At 70.3% G+C, this 15,949-nt stretch carries 13 protein-coding genes; 2 read left to right on the forward strand and 11 right to left on the reverse strand.

What is annotated here, in order from left to right:
• Positions 1–20 precede the first annotated feature (20 nt).
• Entirely contained in the window at positions 21–407 is a 387-nt protein-coding gene (locus K7396_RS08740) for an NYN domain-containing protein (protein WP_086720907.1), read from the forward strand.
• A 54-nt stretch (positions 408–461) separates the two neighbouring features.
• Here the strand turns inward: K7396_RS08740 and K7396_RS08745 are convergent, their stop codons facing one another.
• Both K7396_RS08745 and K7396_RS08750 read right to left on the reverse strand, forming a co-directional pair.
• Entirely contained in the window at positions 462–1,109 is a 648-nt protein-coding gene (locus tag K7396_RS08745; protein ID WP_086720908.1) for a response regulator transcription factor, read from the reverse strand.
• Positions 1,097–2,353 carry a sensor histidine kinase gene (locus K7396_RS08750; protein WP_152104284.1) on the reverse strand — a complete coding sequence of 419 codons (1,257 nt, stop codon included), beginning with the start codon at positions 2,351–2,353 and terminating at the stop codon, positions 1,097–1,099. The genes K7396_RS08745 and K7396_RS08750 overlap by 13 nt, the downstream gene beginning before the upstream one ends.
• Before the next feature lie 183 nt (positions 2,354–2,536).
• Between K7396_RS08750 and K7396_RS08755 the strand changes: the two genes are divergently transcribed.
• The gene (locus tag K7396_RS08755) at positions 2,537–2,977 is read left to right on the forward strand and encodes a hypothetical protein (protein WP_152104283.1); all 441 of its coding nucleotides are present in this window, start codon (positions 2,537–2,539) and stop codon (positions 2,975–2,977) included.
• A gap of 132 nt (positions 2,978–3,109) precedes the next feature.
• Here the strand turns inward: K7396_RS08755 and K7396_RS08760 are convergent, their stop codons facing one another.
• The 9 genes from K7396_RS08760 to ngcE all read right to left on the reverse strand — a co-directional run bounded on the left by K7396_RS08760 (position 3,110) and on the right by ngcE (position 15,654).
• Positions 3,110–4,639, reverse strand: a complete 1,530-nt coding sequence (locus tag K7396_RS08760; protein WP_174886834.1) for an amino acid permease — start codon at positions 4,637–4,639, stop codon at positions 3,110–3,112.
• 198 nt (positions 4,640–4,837) lie between these two features.
• Positions 4,838–6,850, reverse strand: coding sequence for a 1-deoxy-D-xylulose-5-phosphate synthase (gene dxs / locus K7396_RS08765; protein WP_174886833.1), 2,013 nt, complete (start codon positions 6,848–6,850; stop codon positions 4,838–4,840).
• A 212-nt stretch (positions 6,851–7,062) separates the two neighbouring features.
• Positions 7,063–8,370, reverse strand: coding sequence for a sugar ABC transporter permease (locus K7396_RS08770; protein ID WP_086721191.1), 1,308 nt, complete (start codon positions 8,368–8,370; stop codon positions 7,063–7,065).
• Positions 8,367–9,167 (reverse strand): ATP-binding cassette domain-containing protein, encoded by an 801-nt coding sequence (locus K7396_RS08775; RefSeq protein WP_086721190.1) that lies wholly within the window; start codon positions 9,165–9,167, stop codon positions 8,367–8,369. Before K7396_RS08775 ends, K7396_RS08770 begins: the two co-directional genes overlap by 4 nt.
• Positions 9,168–9,448: 281 nt before the next feature.
• Positions 9,449–10,540 (reverse strand): sugar ABC transporter substrate-binding protein, encoded by a 1,092-nt coding sequence (locus K7396_RS08780; protein ID WP_223659789.1) that lies wholly within the window; start codon positions 10,538–10,540, stop codon positions 9,449–9,451.
• A 139-nt stretch (positions 10,541–10,679) separates the two neighbouring features.
• Positions 10,680–11,879 carry an ROK family transcriptional regulator gene (locus K7396_RS08785; protein WP_086720913.1) on the reverse strand — a complete coding sequence of 400 codons (1,200 nt, stop codon included), beginning with the start codon at positions 11,877–11,879 and terminating at the stop codon, positions 10,680–10,682.
• Between the two features lie 358 nt (positions 11,880–12,237).
• On the reverse strand, positions 12,238–13,203 hold the full coding sequence (locus tag K7396_RS08790) for a carbohydrate ABC transporter permease (RefSeq protein ID WP_086720914.1): 966 nt from the start codon (positions 13,201–13,203) through the stop codon (positions 12,238–12,240).
• Positions 13,203–14,126, reverse strand: a complete 924-nt coding sequence (locus K7396_RS08795) for a carbohydrate ABC transporter permease (RefSeq protein WP_086720915.1) — start codon at positions 14,124–14,126, stop codon at positions 13,203–13,205. The genes K7396_RS08790 and K7396_RS08795 overlap by 1 nt, the downstream gene beginning before the upstream one ends.
• A gap of 88 nt (positions 14,127–14,214) precedes the next feature.
• Positions 14,215–15,654 carry an N-acetylglucosamine/diacetylchitobiose ABC transporter substrate-binding protein gene (ngcE, locus tag K7396_RS08800; RefSeq protein WP_086720916.1) on the reverse strand — a complete coding sequence of 480 codons (1,440 nt, stop codon included), beginning with the start codon at positions 15,652–15,654 and terminating at the stop codon, positions 14,215–14,217.
• Between the last annotated feature and the right edge of the window lie 295 nt (positions 15,655–15,949).

A 15,949-nucleotide genomic window follows, 5' to 3' on the forward strand; every position in this document is an offset into this window, starting at 1 on the left:
CGGCGTGGGAAGGTGGCGGCATGGATTCCATGGTCGTGGTCGATGCCGCCAACGTCGTCGGCTCGGTGCCGGACGGCTGGTGGCGCGACCGGCACGGCGCGGCGGAGCGGCTGCGCGACGCACTGGTCGAGTACGCCGGCACGGGACTGCCCGGTCTGGTGGCGCCCCCCGTGGAAATGGTCCTGGTGGTGGAGGGCGCCGCGCGCGGGGTCGCTTCCGTCGAGGGCGTCCGGGTGGTGGCGGCGAGCGGCAGCGGCGACGACCGGATCGTGCGACTGGTCGCGGACGAACGCGGCGACCGCGACTGTCTGGTGATCACCGCGGACCGCGAACTGCGCACCCGCGTCCAGGCCCTGGGCGCCCGGGTCACGGGCCCGCGGGCGGTGTGGGGGCGGGGAAGGGACTAGGGCGGACACCCCCTAGGGGTGCCGTCCGCCGCGTCCCCCCCGGCCCGGGAGCGCTCAGGGCCGGTTCAGGTAGGTGAGGACGGCGCGGACGCGGCGGTTGTGGTGGTCGTCGTCGGTGATGCCGAGCTTGCCGAACAGCGAGGTGGTGTACTTGCTGATGGCGCTGTCGCTGAGGAAGAGCCGGCGGCCGATGGCGTGGTTGGACAGGCCCTCGGCCATCAGGGCCAGCACGGAGTGTTCGCGTGCGGTGAGCCCTTCGAGGCGCCGGCGGGAGGGCCCGCCGGCCAGCAGTTTGGCGATGACGGCCGGGTCCATGGCGGTGCCGCCGCGGGCGACGCGCTCCAGGGCGTCGATGAACTGGTCGGCGTCGAACACGCTCTCCTTGAGGAGATAGCCGACGCCACCGGAGCCGTCGGCCAACAGCTCGCGGGCGTAGAGCTGTTCCACGTGCTGGGAAAGGACCAGGACGGGCAGGCCGGGCACCTGGGCGCGGGCGGCCAGCGCGGCCCGCAGGCCCTCGTCCGACTGGGCCGGCGGCATCCGGACGTCGACGACGGCCACATCGGGGCGCCAGGTCAGCAGCGCCTCCAGCGTCTCGGGTCCGGTGGCCGCCGTCGCCACCACCTCGTGTCCGTACGCCTCGATCAGACGCACCATCCCGTCACGCAGGAGATAGAGATCCTCGGCGATCACGATCCGCATGGCACCCTCATCCTCGCGCGGGTCGGACCGCCTTCCGGGCTGGTGATCTCCAGCGTGCCGTCGAAGACCGCGAGCCGGCGGCGCAGCCCCGCGAGTCCGCCGCCGGGGCGCACCGCCGCCCCGCCGCGGCCGTCGTCCTCGACATCGACGACGAGGCCGGTGGCGTCCCGGGAGACGACGATCCGCGCCCGGGTCGCCCGAGCGTGCTTGACCGCGTTGGTCACCAGCTCGGCGATCCCGAAGTACAGGGCCGACTCGATCGGCGGGTCCAGGCGGAGCCGCAGCTCGGCCTCGACCGTCACGTCCAGCGGGCTGTCCAGGGCGAAGGCGCGGACGGCGGCGAGGAGGCCGCGCTCGTTCAGCACCGGCGGGCTGATGCCGCTGACCAGTTCGCGGAGCTCGGTCAGCGAGGTGGCGGCGCCGGCCCGCGCCTCCCGCAGCAGTGCCCTGGCCCGGTCGGGGTCGGTCTCCATCAGCTTCTCCGCGGTCGCCAGGGAGAGTCCGAGCCCGACCAGGCGCGCCTGCGCCCCGTCGTGCAGGTCCCGTTCGATCCGGCGGATCTCGGCGGCCTGCGCGACCGTGGTGTCCGCGCGCTGGGCCGTCAGCTCGTCCACCCGGTGTGCCAGCGCCATCGCGGGCGAGGCGCGCAGGAAGCGGACGGCCACCGGTTCGGCGCACCGCCAGGCGTACGGGGCGGTGGCGAGGGCAACGGCCAGGCCGAGCAGGCCGATCGCGCGGGCGGCGGGCTCCGGCCGGACGAGCCCGAGGACCGCCGTGGCCGCCCCAGCGGGCGGGAGGACCGCGACAGCGCCCGCGGTGAACGGTGCGATCGCCGTGAACCGCAGGTCGCGCCAGGTGGCGGGGTCACGCAGGCGGATCCGCCACTTCTGGTCCAGGAGGGCGTCGCGGCTGGTGCGCTCGTAGCCGAAGCCGTTCCACCAGTAGCCGGTGGACATCCGCGTCACCGGCCCGGCCTCCTGGTATCCGGCGGGCACGACGGTGGTCGTCCACCGCGCGACGAGGTGGCGGAACATCCGGCAGACCGGGCGGGACAGGGCGGGAGTGCCCACGCACACCAGCACGCACGGCGCCGTCCACGACCACGGGTTGCCCGCCCCCCACCAGATCCCCAGCGCCACGGCCCCGGCCCACACGGCCGGGACCAGCATGCTGACGACCAGCACGGCACAGGCGCGCACGAACCCCGTGCAGACGCTCGCCGCCCACGACCTCAGCTGTCGCATGTCGCTCCCTCTCCCCTACGGCTCGGTGTGGCTCCACTGTGCGCCCCGCGGGGCCCGGTGCCGCCCGGATCGGCGCGGAAGTGGGTCTGGCCCCACCCGGTCGTGCGTCCAGGCCGATACCGGGCCGCCTCCGCGCTTCCTAGCGTCGGGACCACACCTGCCGGCACAACGGAAGAAGGAACCATGGAGGCCACCCGCCGCACCACCGCCGAGCCCGCCCGCCTCGGAGATCCGGGGACCCAACGGGCCTTCGGCCGGGCGAAGTTCCTCGTCGCCGCCTACGGTGCGCTGAGTTCCGCGGTCCTCGCCGCGGTCGCCGTCCGCGCGCTCACCGGGCACCCGGTGACCTCGTTCCTGTGGGGCCGGTCGGCCGGGGTGCTGGCGAGCGCCGCGGTGACCTACTGGCTGACCGTCCTCGCGGCGCGGGGAGCGCGGTGGGCCTTCCTGCGGGTGCGCCTCGTCTCGGTGGTCATGCCGGTCGCGATCGTCGGCGTCGACCTGATCCCCGGTGTCTGCCCGGCGTGGTTCGTCCTGGCGCAGGCCACGTGCGCGCTCGCCGTCGGCGCGGCCGCGTGCGTCGTCCACGGGCCCCTCCTGCGGGCCGCCTTCCGCCGGGCGCGCTGACCTGCCGCGCCGGCGCAGCCGTTTCGCCGCCGGGCCACGGCCGCTTTCGGGCATGGACGAGCCCCGTACCCCGCGGCGAGCGGTGTACGGGGCGGTCCGGACCGGGCGGGAGGTCGGGGGTGCGGGCGGGCGTCAGTCCTTGCCGTCGCCCTGGCGGTCGCGCAGGCCCAGGCGGCTGTGCGAGCGCCCGTAGAGGAAGTAGACGCCGAATCCGACGACCATCCAGATCGCGAACCGGACCCAGGTCTCCGCCGGCAGGTTGAGCATCAGCCACAGTGAGGCGAGCACCGACAGCAGCGGCACCACCGGCACCCACGGCGTACGGAAGGAGCGCGGCAGGTCGGGCCGGGAGCGGCGGAGCAGGACGACACCGACGGCGACCACGACGAACGCGAAGAGCGTGCCGATGTTGACCAGTTCGGCGAGTTCGTCGATCGAGGTGAAGCCGGAGACGACGGCGACGACGCCGCCCAGCGCGAGGGTGGAGCGGTAGGGGGTGCCGAAGCGGGGGTGGGAGCGGGAGAAGACCCGCGGCAGCAGCCCGTCGCGGCTCATCGCGAAGAACACCCGGCTCTGGCCGAGCAGCAGGATCATGCAGACCGAGGTCAGGCCGACGGCGGCGCCGAAGCTGATGACGTCGGCGAAGAAGGGGTGTCCGAGGTCCTTGAAGGCGTCGGCGAGCGGGGCGTCGGTGGAGAGTTTGCTGTACTTCTCCATGCCGGTGACGACGACCGAGACGGCCACATAGAGCACCGTGCAGATGGCGAGCGAGCCGAGGATGCCGCGGGGCACGTCGCGCTGGGGGTTGCGGGTCTCCTCCGCGGCGGTGGCCACGATGTCGAAGCCGATGAAGGCGAAGAAGACCACGGCCGCCGCGGCGAAGATGCCCATGGTCCCGAAGTTGGACGGCTCGAAGCCGAACAGCAGTTGGGACAGCGGCGCGGCCAGCCCGCCGCCGGCCCGGCTGGGTTCGCTGGGCGGGATGAACGGGGTGTAGTTGGCGCCGGTGATGAAGAAGGCCCCGGCGACGATGACCAGCAGGACAACGGTGACCTTGACCCCGACGACCAGCGCCGTCACCCGCGAGGACAGCTTCATCCCCAGCACCAGGATGCCGGTCAGCGCCAGGACGAGGAGGGTGGCGAGCAGGTCGAAGCCGAAGTGCCCCTCATGGGTGCCGGAGAGCCCCGCGGGCAGGTGCACTCCGGCGCTGTCCAGCAGCGAGCGCACATAGCCGGACCAGCCGACGGCGACCACCGCACAGCCCAGGGCGAGTTCGAGGATCAGGTCCCAGCCGATGATCCAGGCCGGCAGCTCGCCGAGCGAGGCGTACGAGAAGGTGTAGGCCGAGCCGGCGACCGGCACGGTGGAGGCGAACTCCGCGTAACACAGCGCCGCCAGCGCGCAGACCACGCCCGCGACGACGAACGACAGCGCCACGGCCGGCCCGGCCTGCTCCTTGGCGATTTTTCCGGTGAGGACGAAAATGCCGGTGCCGATGACGACACCGACCCCGAAAACGGTCAGGTCGAGCGCCGACAGGGACTTTTTGAGCGAATGCTCCGGCTCCTCGGTGTCCAGGATCGACTGCTCCACAGTCTTCGTCCGGAACATGCCGCGCTTGCGGCGCGCTTCGTGTGGTGTGCCGTGCTGTGTGCTCATGGGCGAACCTCCGCCTGGACGACCCTCGCAACTCTCCTGAACTGACCGAGTCTCCGCAATGTCAGGAAACAGTCAGCTTCGGCGGGCCTCCGGACGGCCGGGATTCACCCGATGGAGTGCGGCCGTGGACATGCCGATGGGCCGGGCGGAACATCCGTACGGATGACCGGCCGGCCCATCGTGCGGGCTTTCGCGGAGTCAGTCGCGGGCGGCCTCCGCCCGCTCGGCCACGTCCTCGGTGCCGGCGGGCTCGGAGCGGAGCCGGGACTGCGGCAGGCCGTCGATCTTGGACACCAGGCCGGTCACCTGACGGGCGATGTCCGGCGCGGTGAGCCCGATCTCCGCCAGGACCTCCTTGCGGGAGGCGTGGTCGAGGAACCGCTCGGGGATGCCGAAGTCGCGCAGCGGCAGGTCCACGCCGGCGTCCCGCAGGGCCTGCGCCACGGCCGAACCGACGCCGCCGGAGCGGACGTTGTCCTCGACGGTGACCACGACCCGGTGCTTGGCGGCGAGGCCCGGCAGCGCCGCGTCGACCGGCTTGACCCAGCGCGGGTCGACGACGGTGGTGGAGATGCCCTGCTTGTCCAGGAGGTCGGCGATCTCCAGGCACATCGGGGCGAGCGCGCCCACGGAGACCAGCAGGACGTCGGGGTGCTTGACGGCCTCGTCGGGCCTGCGCAGCACGTCCATGCCGCCCACCCGGTCAAGGGCCTCGACGGCCGGGCCGACCGCGCCCTTGGAGTACCGCACGACGGTGGGCGCGTCGTCGACCTCGACGGCCTCGCGCAGCTGGGCGCGCACCTGGTCGGCGTCGCGCGGCGCGGCGATCCGCAGGCCGGGCACGACCTGGAGGATCGACATGTCCCACATGCCGTTGTGGGAGGCGCCGTCGGTGCCGGTGACACCGGCCCGGTCCAGTACGAAGGTGACACCGCACTTGTGCAGCGCCACGTCCATCAGCACCTGGTCGAAGGCGCGGTTGAGGAAGGTGGCGTAGACGGCGAAGACCGGGTGCAGGCCGCCGGTGGCCATGCCGGCCGCGGAGACCGCGCCGTGCTGCTCGGCGATGCCGACGTCGTAGACCCGGTCGGGGAACGCCTTGGCGAACTTGTCCAGGCCGACGGGCTGCAGCATGGCCGCCGTGATGGCGACGATGTCCTTGCGCTCCTTGCCGAGCTCGACCATCTCGTCGCCGAAGACGGAGGTCCAGTCCTTGCCGCCCGAGGAGATCGGCAGGCCCGTGTCGGGGTGGATCTTGCCGACGGCGTGGAAGCGGTCCGCCTCGTCCTGGAGGGCGGGCTGGTAGCCGCGGCCCTTCTCGGTCAGGCAGTGGACGATGACCGGGCCGCCGAAGCGCTTGGCGCGCGTCAGGGCGGACTCCAGCGCCTCGATGTCGTGGCCGTCGATCGGGCCGACGTACTTCAGGCCCAGGTCCTCGAACATGCCCTGCGGGGCGATGAAGTCCTTCAGGCCCTTCTTGGCGCCGTGCAGGGTCTCGTAGAGCGGCTTGCCGACGACGGGCGTGCGCTCCAGCAGGTCCTTGCCGCGGGCCAGGAACCGCTCGTAGCCGTCCGTGGTGCGCAGCGTCGCCAGGTGGTTGGCGAGGCCGCCGATGGTCGGGGCGTAGGAGCGCTCGTTGTCGTTGACGACGATGACGAGCGGGCGGTCCTTGGCGGCGGCGATGTTGTTGAGCGCCTCCCAGGCCATGCCGCCGGTCAGCGCGCCGTCACCGATGACCGCGGCGACCCGGTCGTCCGACCCGAGCACCTCGTTGGCCTTGGCGATGCCCTCGGCCCAGCCCAGGACCGTGGAGGCGTGGCTGTTCTCGATGACGTCGTGCTCGGACTCGGCACGCGAGGGGTAGCCGGACAGGCCGCCCTTCGCCTTGAGCTTGGAGAAGTCCTGACGGCCGGTGAGCAGCTTGTGGACGTAGGACTGGTGCCCGGTGTCGAACAGCACCTTGTCCTTCGGCGAGTCGAAGACACGGTGCAGGGCGATGGTCAGTTCGACCACGCCGAGGTTCGGCCCGAGGTGTCCGCCGGTCTTGGACACCTCGTCGACGAGGAAGGTACGGATCTCCTTTGCCAGCTGCTCGAGCTGCTCCGGGCCCAGTCGGTCCAGATCGCGCGGTCCCTTGATCCGGGAAAGCAACGCTCTCCCGTCGCCCGCCGACACCCCGGCCGGACGCGCTTTGCGCGGCACCTCCTGCACCCCTGCCTCCTTGCTGCTTGCTGCCGTGGATCGAGCTTGCCGATCAGATGAGTCTAATGTCGCGCCCGCCGCGCCGACGCCCGGGCCTTGCGATGTATGTCACTCGGGTGAAGCAGGATCCGGCGCGCCGCCCGCGGGGCGCCGCCGCACGCGCACCGGCCCCCACCGGATGATGCCCGGTGGGGGCCGGCAGGGTCGGAACGGGGGCGCGATCAGGTGCGTCCGGCCGTCTTCTGCGTCCGGCGGGAGACCGAGTCGATCACCACGGCGGCGAGCAGCACCGCGCCGGTGATCATGTACTGGATCTCGCTCGCCATGCCGAGCAGGTTCAGCCCCTGCTGGATCGACTGGATGACCAGCATGCCCAGCAGCGCGGACCAGATCTTGCCGCGGCCGCCGAAGAGGCTGGTGCCGCCGATGACGGCCGCCGCGATGACGTTCATCAGGGTGTTGCCGGAGCCGAGGTTCTTGGTGGCACCACCGGAGAGGCTGGCGATGAACAGTCCGCCGAAGGCCGCGAGCATGCCCGAGATGGCGAAGACGCTGATCCGGATCCGGTTCACGTTGATGCCGGCCCGGCGCGCCGCCTCGGCGTTGCCGCCGACCGCGAAGATCTGCCGCCCGTAGGGGGTGCGGCGCACCACGAAGTCGGCGACGACCAGGACCGCGAGGAACAGCACCAGGGCCAGCGGCAGACCGCGGGCACCGGCGGGCTCGTTCAGGACGTAGGCGACGGCGAAGGCCAGCACCGCGACCACGCCGGTGCGCAGCAGGATCTCGCTGAGCGGCCGGGAGGGCAGGGCGGCGGCCTTGCGGCGCCTGCTGTCGAGCAGCAGCGATCCGGCGTAGGCGAGGACCGCGATCAGCGCGAGACCGTAGGCCGCTGCCTTGTCCTCGAAGTAGTAGCCGGTGAGGGCCTCCACCACGCTGCCGCTCGGCGTGTTGATGGAGCCTTCCTGGCCCATCATCCAGATCTGCAGGCCGCTCCACCCGAGAAATCCGGCCAGTGTGACGACGAAGGCCGGCACTCCGATCTTGGCGAAAAAGAACCCGTGCAGGGCCCCGATGGCCACACCGGCCACGAGGGCGACCAGCACGGCGACCCAGTCGTTGACGCCGTGGGTGACGCTGAGCACGGCCCACACCGCCGCACCGACGCCCGCCACCGAGCCGACGGACAGGTCGATCTCGCCGAGCAGCAGCACGAAGACGATGCCGACGGCCATGATGCCGAGACCGGAGGTGTAGACACCGATGTTCGCGAGGCTGTCGGCGGACAGGAAGCTGCTGTTCTTGAGCTGGAAGACGACCGCGATGACGATCAGGCCGATGACGACCGGCAGCGAGCCCAGCTCACCGCCGCGCACCCGGCGCTTGAAGTCGTTGAGATAGCCGGTGAAGCCCTGTTCGCGCACGAGCAGGCGGGGGTCGACGGCGGCCGGCTGGGGGGTGTCGGCGGCGGGGGCCGGCGCGGCCGCCTCGCCCTCGTCCGCGGCAGGCCGCTTGGTGAGGTCACTCATGCGCCGGCCTCCTTCTTCACCTGGTCCGTACGCGCCTTGCGGCGGGTCACGGCGTTGTCCGAGGCGCCGGTGATGGCGGCGATGATCTCTTCGTGGGAGGTGCCCTCGACATCGAAGACACCGTTGTTGCGGCCCAGCCGCAGCACCGCGACCCGGTCCGCGACGGCCTGGACATCGGCCATGTTGTGGCTGATGAGGATGACGCCGAGCTGCCGCTCGCGCAGCCGCTCGACGAGGTCGAGGACCTGGGCGGTCTGCTCGACGCCGAGGGCCGCGGTGGGCTCGTCGAGAATGACGACCTTGGGGTCGCCGATCAGCGCGCGGGCGATGGCGACGACCTGCCGCTGGCCGCCGGAGAGCGCGGCCACGGGGATGCGGACGCTGGGGATGCGGATGGACAGGGTGTCCAGCAGCTCCTTGGCGCGCTTCTCCATCGCGATCTCGTCGAGGACGCCCGCGGTGCGGATCTCGTTGCCGAGGTAGAGGTTGGCGACGACGTCGAGGTTGTCGCAGAGCGCGAGGTCCTGGTAGACGGTGGCGACGCCGAGTTCCTGGGCGTCGTGCGGCTTGGTGATGCGGACCGCCGCGCCCTCCCATTCGATGGCGCCGTCGTCGACCGGGTGGACGCCCGAGATGGTCTTGACGAGGGTGGACTTGCCGGCGCCGTTGTCGCCGACGAGGGCGACCACCTCACCGGGGTGGATCTCCAGGGTGACGTCCGTGAGTGCTTGGACGGCGCCGAACCGCTTGGAGACTCCGCGCAACGCCAGCACAGGCGTAGCGGACACGTGAATCATCTCCTTCGCCGCCGTCACAACGGCGGGGATGGTGGTGCGTGGAGCGGGGGGCTTGCGGGGAACGGTCCGGCGCGGCGCCCGGGACGGGACGAGGCCGGGCGGGTACGGCCGGGGCAGGGGCCGCGGGCGGTGTGCCGCGCGGCCCCGCCTGGCGGGGGCCCGGGAGAGGCCGGAGGGCCGGGGCCGGGGTGGAGTGGTGTGCCGGCGGGCCGGGCGGGCCGTGGCCGGGAGGCGTGGCCGACGGGCCCGGGGGCCGGCGGCGTGGGGGAGGTGGCCGGGGCCTACTTGATGCCGGCCGCCGCGCAGGCCTTCTTGACGTCGCCGGTGCAGATCTGGCTCGCCTTGTAGACCTTGTCCTTGATGATCGTGGAGGCGATGTTGTCCTTGGTCACGATCTGCGCGTCGTAGAGCTTGGCCGGGATGCCCTTGACCTCACCGCTGAGGCTGTCGACCTTGGTGTCCGTCAGGGAACCGATCTTCTCGCCCTTGAGCAGCTTGACCGCGATCTCGGCGGTGGAGTCGGCCTGCGGCTTGATCTGCTTGTAGATCGTGAAGGCCTGGTCGCCCTTGAGGATCCGCTGCAGGCCCGCGAGCTCGGCGTCCTGGCCGCCGACCGGGACCTTGACGCCCTTCTGCTTGAGCGCGGTGATGATGCCGCCGGCCATGCCGTCGTTGCCGGAGTAGACGCCCTGGATGCCGTCCTTGCCGAGCGAGTCGAGGGCCGCGTTCATCTTCTTGTTGGCCTCGTCGGTCGACCAGTCCGGGATGTCCTGCTCGTACGCGACCTTCTTGACCTGCTTGTCGAGGACGCTGTGGGCGCCCTTCTTGAAGAACGGCATGTTCGGGTCGGTCGGCGAACCGTTGATCATGACGACCTGGCTGTCCTTGGCCTTGTCGCCGAGCGCCTTGACCAGCGCCTGGCCCTGCATACGGCCGATCTTCTCGTTGTCGTAGGACACGTAGGCGGAGAGCTTGCCCTCGGCCAGCCGGTCGTAGGCGATGACCTTGACACCCTTGGCGGCGGCCTGGTTCACCCAGGACTTGGTCGCCTTGAAGTCCACCGCGTCCAGAATGATCACCTTCACGCCCTGGGTGATCAGCGCGTCGAACTGCTTCTTCTGGGTCTCGGTCTCCTGTGCCGCGTTGTTGTACTTGACCTTGCAGTCGGGGCACAGCGCGCTGATCTTCGCCTCCATCATCGGGCGGTCGAAGGTCTCGTAGCGCGTGGTCTTGTTCTCCGGCAGGAGCAGGCCGATGGTCTTGTTGTCGCCGCCGCCCTTGGCGTTGTCACCGGCCTTGCCGCAGGCGGCCACGGAGAGCGCCATCGAGACGGCGGCGGTGCCTATGACGACGCGACGCGTCCAAACGTTCATGGGGTTGCCTCCCTGACGAGGCCGCGTCGTTGCGGCCGAGGTGGCTGGAAGTCAACTCGGCCCCCAGCCGACCGTCAAGGAGTAAATCCTTAACGAGATGACAACGGTGCCATGCGTTAGCTGTATGAACTCAGTGATCTCATGCCAGGGCCGGAGCGCCCGGGGACTGCGCGCCGTCGAGCAGGGTCGAATCGCCCATCTCGCTCAGCACCAGCGCCAGCGCACCCAGCACCTCGGCCCGGCCGCCGAGCGTGCCGGGGACCACACCCAACTGCCGTGCCGCGCTGGGGATCGCGTACCGCGACACCGATTCGCGGATCGGCGCCAGGACCAGCTCACCGGCCTCGGCGAGATCGCCGCCGAGCACCACCCGGCTCGGATTGAGCAGATTGCACAGATTCGCCACACCACTGCCGATATGGCGGCCCACGTCCGCGATGACCCGCCGGCAGCCCGGGTCGCCCTCACGGGCCAGCTGCACCACCCGCGCCATGGTCAGGTCCGGGCCGTGGCTCGGCTGCAGCAGGGGCAGGACGTAGCGGGCCGCGGTGAAGGTCTCCAGGCAGCCGCGGTTGCCGCAGCGGCACACCGGGCCGGACTCGTCCAGGGTGATGTGCCCGATCTCCCCGGCCGTGCCGCCCGGCCCCCGGTAGATCTGCCCGCTGATCACCAGGCCGGCCCCGACACCGCTGGCGACCTTGATGTACGCCAGGTCGGCGGCGCCCCGGCCGCCGCCCCAGACCAGCTCGCCCAGTGCGCCGAGGTTGGCGTCGTTGTCGACGTGGACGGGCACGCCGAGGCGCCCGGACAGCTCCTGGCGCGGGTTGGTCCCCGACCAGCCCGGCAGGATGGCCGTCGAGCCCAGCGTCCCGGACTCGACGTCGATCGGGCCCGGTACGCCCAGGCCGACGCCGATGACCTTGCCGACGTCCAGCCCGCTGGCCGTGATCAGCCGGTTGACCAGCTCTTCGGCCCGGTCGAAGCCCTCGGCCGCGGAGGCGTCCACGTCGATCGGCTCGGCCTGTTCGGCGAGCACCTGGTGGGCGAGGTTGCCGACCGCCACCCGCAGATGGGAATGCCCGAAATCGACCCCCACGACGATGCCCGCGTCACCGGACAGGGAGACGCTGCGCGCCCGGCGCCCGCCCGCCGAGGTCGGGGTCACCTCGACGGTCCCGCCGTCCTTCAACTCGCGAACGATGTTGGAGACGGTGGCCGCGGACAGCCCCGTGCTCCGGGCGATCTCCGCCTGCGTGAGTGAGCCCGCCATACGCACCGCGCGTACGACCCGCTCCAGATTGGCCCGGTGCAGCGAGGACTGCGACCCCGGAGTCTCCATCGACTCATCCACTCCCGTCTGGGGCCGGGGGTGCCTCCCAGTGGTGACTGGGGAGGCACGACGACCGCCCGCCGGCCGCGCCCACACCGTTGTGGAACGGCCCTCGATTCAACATGTGAACTCTAAGCAGAACTCCAGCCGGGAAGTCCCGTCAAGGCGTTGAGCCCACACATGATCGGCAATCGGCCCGCCGGGGCGGCCGGCACGGCGGCCCCGCGGCAGCGGAGGCACCCGAAGGCTCCCCGGGGCGAGACGCGGCGGTACGCACAGCCGGCACACGCCCCTGCCTCCGCACCGCCGCCGGGAGGGGGACACGCACCGGGCCCGCTCCCCCGCCGGCACTCGCCGCCGCGCTCCCCTATTTGAGTGCGCCCGCGGTCAGCCCGGCCACCACCTGCCGCTGGAAGACGATGTACGCGGCGAGCACCGGCAGCATCGCGATCGTCAGGCCCGCGAACAGGCCGGACCAGTCCCCCTTGTAGCCCTGGCTCACCGCCAGCGCCACCAGCCCCTGGGTCAGCATCTTCTTGTCCGGGTCCCCGACGTTGAGCACCGTCGGCAGCAGGTACTGGTTCCACTGCCCGAGGAAGTTGAAGATGCCGACGCTGATCAGGCCGGGCTTGGCCATCGGCAGCATCACCTGGAAGAAGGTGCGGGTGTGCGAGGCGCCGTCGATGAGCGCGGCCTCGGCCACCGAGGTGGGCAGCGTGCGGAAGAACCCGCTGAGGAAGAAGACCGTGAACGGCAGGGAGTAGGCGATGTAGACCAGGATCAGGCCGTGGTAGGTGTCCAGCAGCGCCATGTTCTTCATGACGAAGAACAGCGGGACCAGCGCCAGGATGACCGGGAAGCCCATCCCGCCCACGAACAGGAAGTACACGAAGCGGTTGCCCGGGAAGTCGAAGCGGGCCAGCACATACGCCGCCATCGCGCCCAGCAGCATCGTGCCGATCAGCGAACCACCCACGACGATCAGCGAGTTGAAGAAGTACTGGCCCATGTTCGCCTTGTCCCAGGCGCGTGACCAGTTGTCGAAGTGCAGGACCGAGGGCAGCCCCCAGGGCGAGCCGAAGATCTCGGTGTCGTCCTTGAAGGAGCTCACCACCGCCCACAGCAGCGGCATGGTGACCAGGAGGCCCCAGATCACCAGCACGCCGTGCGAGAAGACGTTGAGGACCCTGCCCTCACCGCTCCCGCCGCCGGACGGGGCGCCGACCTTCCGGTCCCGTCCGCCGCGCGGCCCGGGAAGCCGCGGGGTGCCCGACCCCGGTCCCTGCCGCTTCGTCACGCCCGGGAGGTCCGCGGGATCCGTCTGCGCACTCATCAGAACTCCAGTCGCTCGCGTCGTCCCAGCCGCAGCACGACGGCCGAGAAGACGAGGGTCACGATCAGCAGGGAAACGCCGATGGCCGTCGCGTATCCGGCCTGACCGTCACGGAAGGTCTTCTGGTACACGTACAGCGGAAGGACCTCGGTCGCATAGTCGGGGCCGCCGGGGCCGACGCTCATGATCTGGACGAAGGCGAACGCCGACACGTCCAGGGCGAGGATGCCCATGTAGATCCAGCCGGTCTGGACGGTGTCCCACAGCAGCGGCAGGGTGATACGGAAGAACGTGTTGAGGCGGTTCGCGCCGTCCAGCAGCGCGGCCTCGTAGAAGTCCTTCGGAATGGAGCTCATACCGGCGGAGAAGAGCACGACGTAGAAGCCCACATTGGCCCACACCATCGCGGCCATGACGCACCACAGCGCGATCTGCGGATCGCCCAGCCAGTCCGGCTGCACCCGGCCGAGCCCGACCGCCTTGAAGAAGGCGTTGAGCGCGCCGCTCTCCGGGTTGTACGCGAACTGGAACAGCAGCGCGACGATCGGGACCGACAGCACCTGCGGGAAGAAATAGAGGATTTTGTAGGCGCCCGAGCCGCGCACCCCGCCGATGACCGCCTTCCTCCTGCGGCGGCCACCGACGTTGAGCATGAAGGCGAAGAAGAGCCCGAGCGAGAGCGTCACCACCGGCAGCAGCAGCAACAACGTCACGCTGTTGCCCACGGCGGCCCAGAAGACGTCGTCCCGGAAGAGGCGGGCGTAGTTGTCGAAGCCGACCATCTTCATGTCCGGACTCAGGCCGGTCCAGTCCGTGAAGGAGTAGTAGATGGCCTGGACGAACGGCGAGATCACGAAGATCGCGTAAATCGCCAGCGGGAGGGCCAAGAACCCCGCGATGAAACGGTACTTACCGTGTTTCATGACTACCGATCCCGTTCTCTCCCCGCGTCCGCCGCCGCCGGTGACGCGCCCCGGCCCGTGCCGGGAGGTTCCCCTGCGAACTCGTCGGTCAGCGCTTGTACTTCTTGACGCTGGAGTCGTCGCGGGTGTCGTCCGCGTACTTCTGGATCTTCTTGATGGCTTCGTCCGGTGTCATCCGGCCGGCCATCATCTCGCCCAGGGCGCCGACGCCGATCCGCTCCTTCTGGAGCGCCACATACCAGTCCTGCAGACGCGGGTTGACGATGTTCTGGCCGGCCTTCTGCAGTGCGACCTGCGCCGATGCCAGGCCGGGCGGGAGCGTCAGCCCCTCGGTGCCGCCGTTGAGCGAGGTGAGCGAGGAGACCTGCTTGATGAAGTTCTGCGAGGACTTCCTGCTGAGCATGATGCGCAGCAGCTCCATCCCGCCCTCGGCGTTCCTGGCCTTCCGCGGCACGATGTACGGCTCGCCGCCGGAGGCCCAGAGGGTGCCGTACGGCATCTTGTCGGAGTCCGACAGGCTGGACGGGGCGCCCACCGCGAGGTCGAAGTGCGGGTTCTTCGCGATCTGCTTGGCCGACTCGTTCTCCACCCAGGAACCGTTGGGGATGAACAGCGCCTTGCCCTCGGCCCACGCCTTCTGCGACTGCAGGTGGTCCAGTCCGGGCGAGCCCTTGAGGACATAGCCCTTCTTGTAGAGCTCGTAATAGGCGTCGAAGGCCGCCTTGACCGCCGGGTCCTTCCAGGCGTTCGGCTCCAGATTGTCGATCTTCCGCAGGACCTCCGCGCCACCGATCTTGGCGATGAACGGGTACAGGCTGAAGGGGAGGTAGTACGGGTACTTTCCCGGGTACGTCCAGCCGGCGACGCCCTTCTTCTTCGCCTTGGCGCAGAGGGCCAGCATGTCGTCCCAGGTCTCGGGGTATTCCGCGTCCAGCTTCCGCAGATTGCTCTTGGAGTACCAGACGCCGTAGACGGTGTAGGCGTAGTAGAGGATCCAGGTTTCCTTGCCGCCGAACTGACCCATTTCGACGACACCGGGGCGCAGAGTGTCACGCACCTTCTTGCCCGGGTCGTCGACGGAGGGGGCGTCCAGGAGCGCGGTGAGGTCGGTCAGCTGGTCCTTGGCCACCAGCGTGCCGAAATCCATCTGCTCCGCACCGGAGTTGTCGACCAGGTCGGGCGGGTTACCGCCGTTGAAGCGCGGCTGCAGCGTCGACTGGATCTTCTGGGTCGACGAGAGCTTCACCTTTCCGTCGGCCTTCGGGAAGGACTTGAGATATTCGCCCTGCGCGTCCTTGGCGTACTTGTCGCCGAATCCGCCGTCGAAGATGACCACGTCGAGGCCGGCCGACTCATTGACCGCGAGCGGATTCCTGGCCGACTTCTTGCCTTTTTCGACCTTGTTGTCGCCGCCGCTGCCGCCGCCGGCACACGCCGACAGCACACTCATGGCCGGTACGGCGACGATTCCCAGGGCCGCGGCCCGCTTGACCAGATCGCGACGGTTGAATTCCGAGGTGGATCCCATGCTCAAGTCCTCGCCTTCTTCAGGACTCAGGCGGTGTACCGGAGCCACCCCGGCACCGCGGGTCAGATGAAGCTGAGTTGTACGGGATGTGCACCGGGCGCGCTAGAGAAATGCGGGGCAGTCATCCGTTCCCGCCTTCCCCCCGGATCCGCGGCCGTGGTCGTACGGCCGGTCGGACGCCGACAGGTATAGTCCACTTCCGGCCGCAGGGGCAAGATCGAATGCAGGGTTGGCCGGGAGTCTTTCCCGAGTTGAGACCTCGCCGGTATGCACGGGATTGCCCGGCCGTCACCCT

It is taken from the genome of Streptomyces angustmyceticus (genome assembly GCF_019933235.1).
GTDB classification, from domain to species: Bacteria; Actinomycetota; Actinomycetes; order Streptomycetales; family Streptomycetaceae; genus Streptomyces; species Streptomyces angustmyceticus.

Bases quoted from the DNA above. Each gene is read 5' to 3' on its own strand.
- K7396_RS08740 (WP_086720907.1), top strand. From the start codon at position 21: ATGGATTCCATGGTCGTGGTCGATGCCGCCAACGTCGTCGGCTCGGTG.
- K7396_RS08760 (WP_174886834.1), bottom strand. From the start codon at position 4,639: ATGAGCACACAGCACGGCACACCACACGAAGCGCGCCGCAAGCGCGGC.
- K7396_RS08755 (WP_152104283.1), top strand. From the start codon at position 2,537: ATGGAGGCCACCCGCCGCACCACCGCCGAGCCCGCCCGCCTCGGAGAT.
- K7396_RS08790 (WP_086720914.1), bottom strand. From the start codon at position 13,203: ATGAGTGCGCAGACGGATCCCGCGGACCTCCCGGGCGTGACGAAGCGG.
- K7396_RS08775 (WP_086721190.1), bottom strand. From the start codon at position 9,167: ATGATTCACGTGTCCGCTACGCCTGTGCTGGCGTTGCGCGGAGTCTCC.
- K7396_RS08795 (WP_086720915.1), bottom strand. From the start codon at position 14,126: ATGAAACACGGTAAGTACCGTTTCATCGCGGGGTTCTTGGCCCTCCCG.
- K7396_RS08770 (WP_086721191.1), bottom strand. From the start codon at position 8,370: ATGAGTGACCTCACCAAGCGGCCTGCCGCGGACGAGGGCGAGGCGGCC.
- K7396_RS08750 (WP_152104284.1), bottom strand. From the start codon at position 2,353: ATGCGACAGCTGAGGTCGTGGGCGGCGAGCGTCTGCACGGGGTTCGTG.
- K7396_RS08780 (WP_223659789.1), bottom strand. From the start codon at position 10,540: ATGAACGTTTGGACGCGTCGCGTCGTCATAGGCACCGCCGCCGTCTCG.
- ngcE (WP_086720916.1), bottom strand. From the start codon at position 15,654: ATGGGATCCACCTCGGAATTCAACCGTCGCGATCTGGTCAAGCGGGCC.
- K7396_RS08785 (WP_086720913.1), bottom strand. From the start codon at position 11,879: ATGGAGACTCCGGGGTCGCAGTCCTCGCTGCACCGGGCCAATCTGGAG.
- K7396_RS08745 (WP_086720908.1), bottom strand. From the start codon at position 1,109: ATGCGGATCGTGATCGCCGAGGATCTCTATCTCCTGCGTGACGGGATG.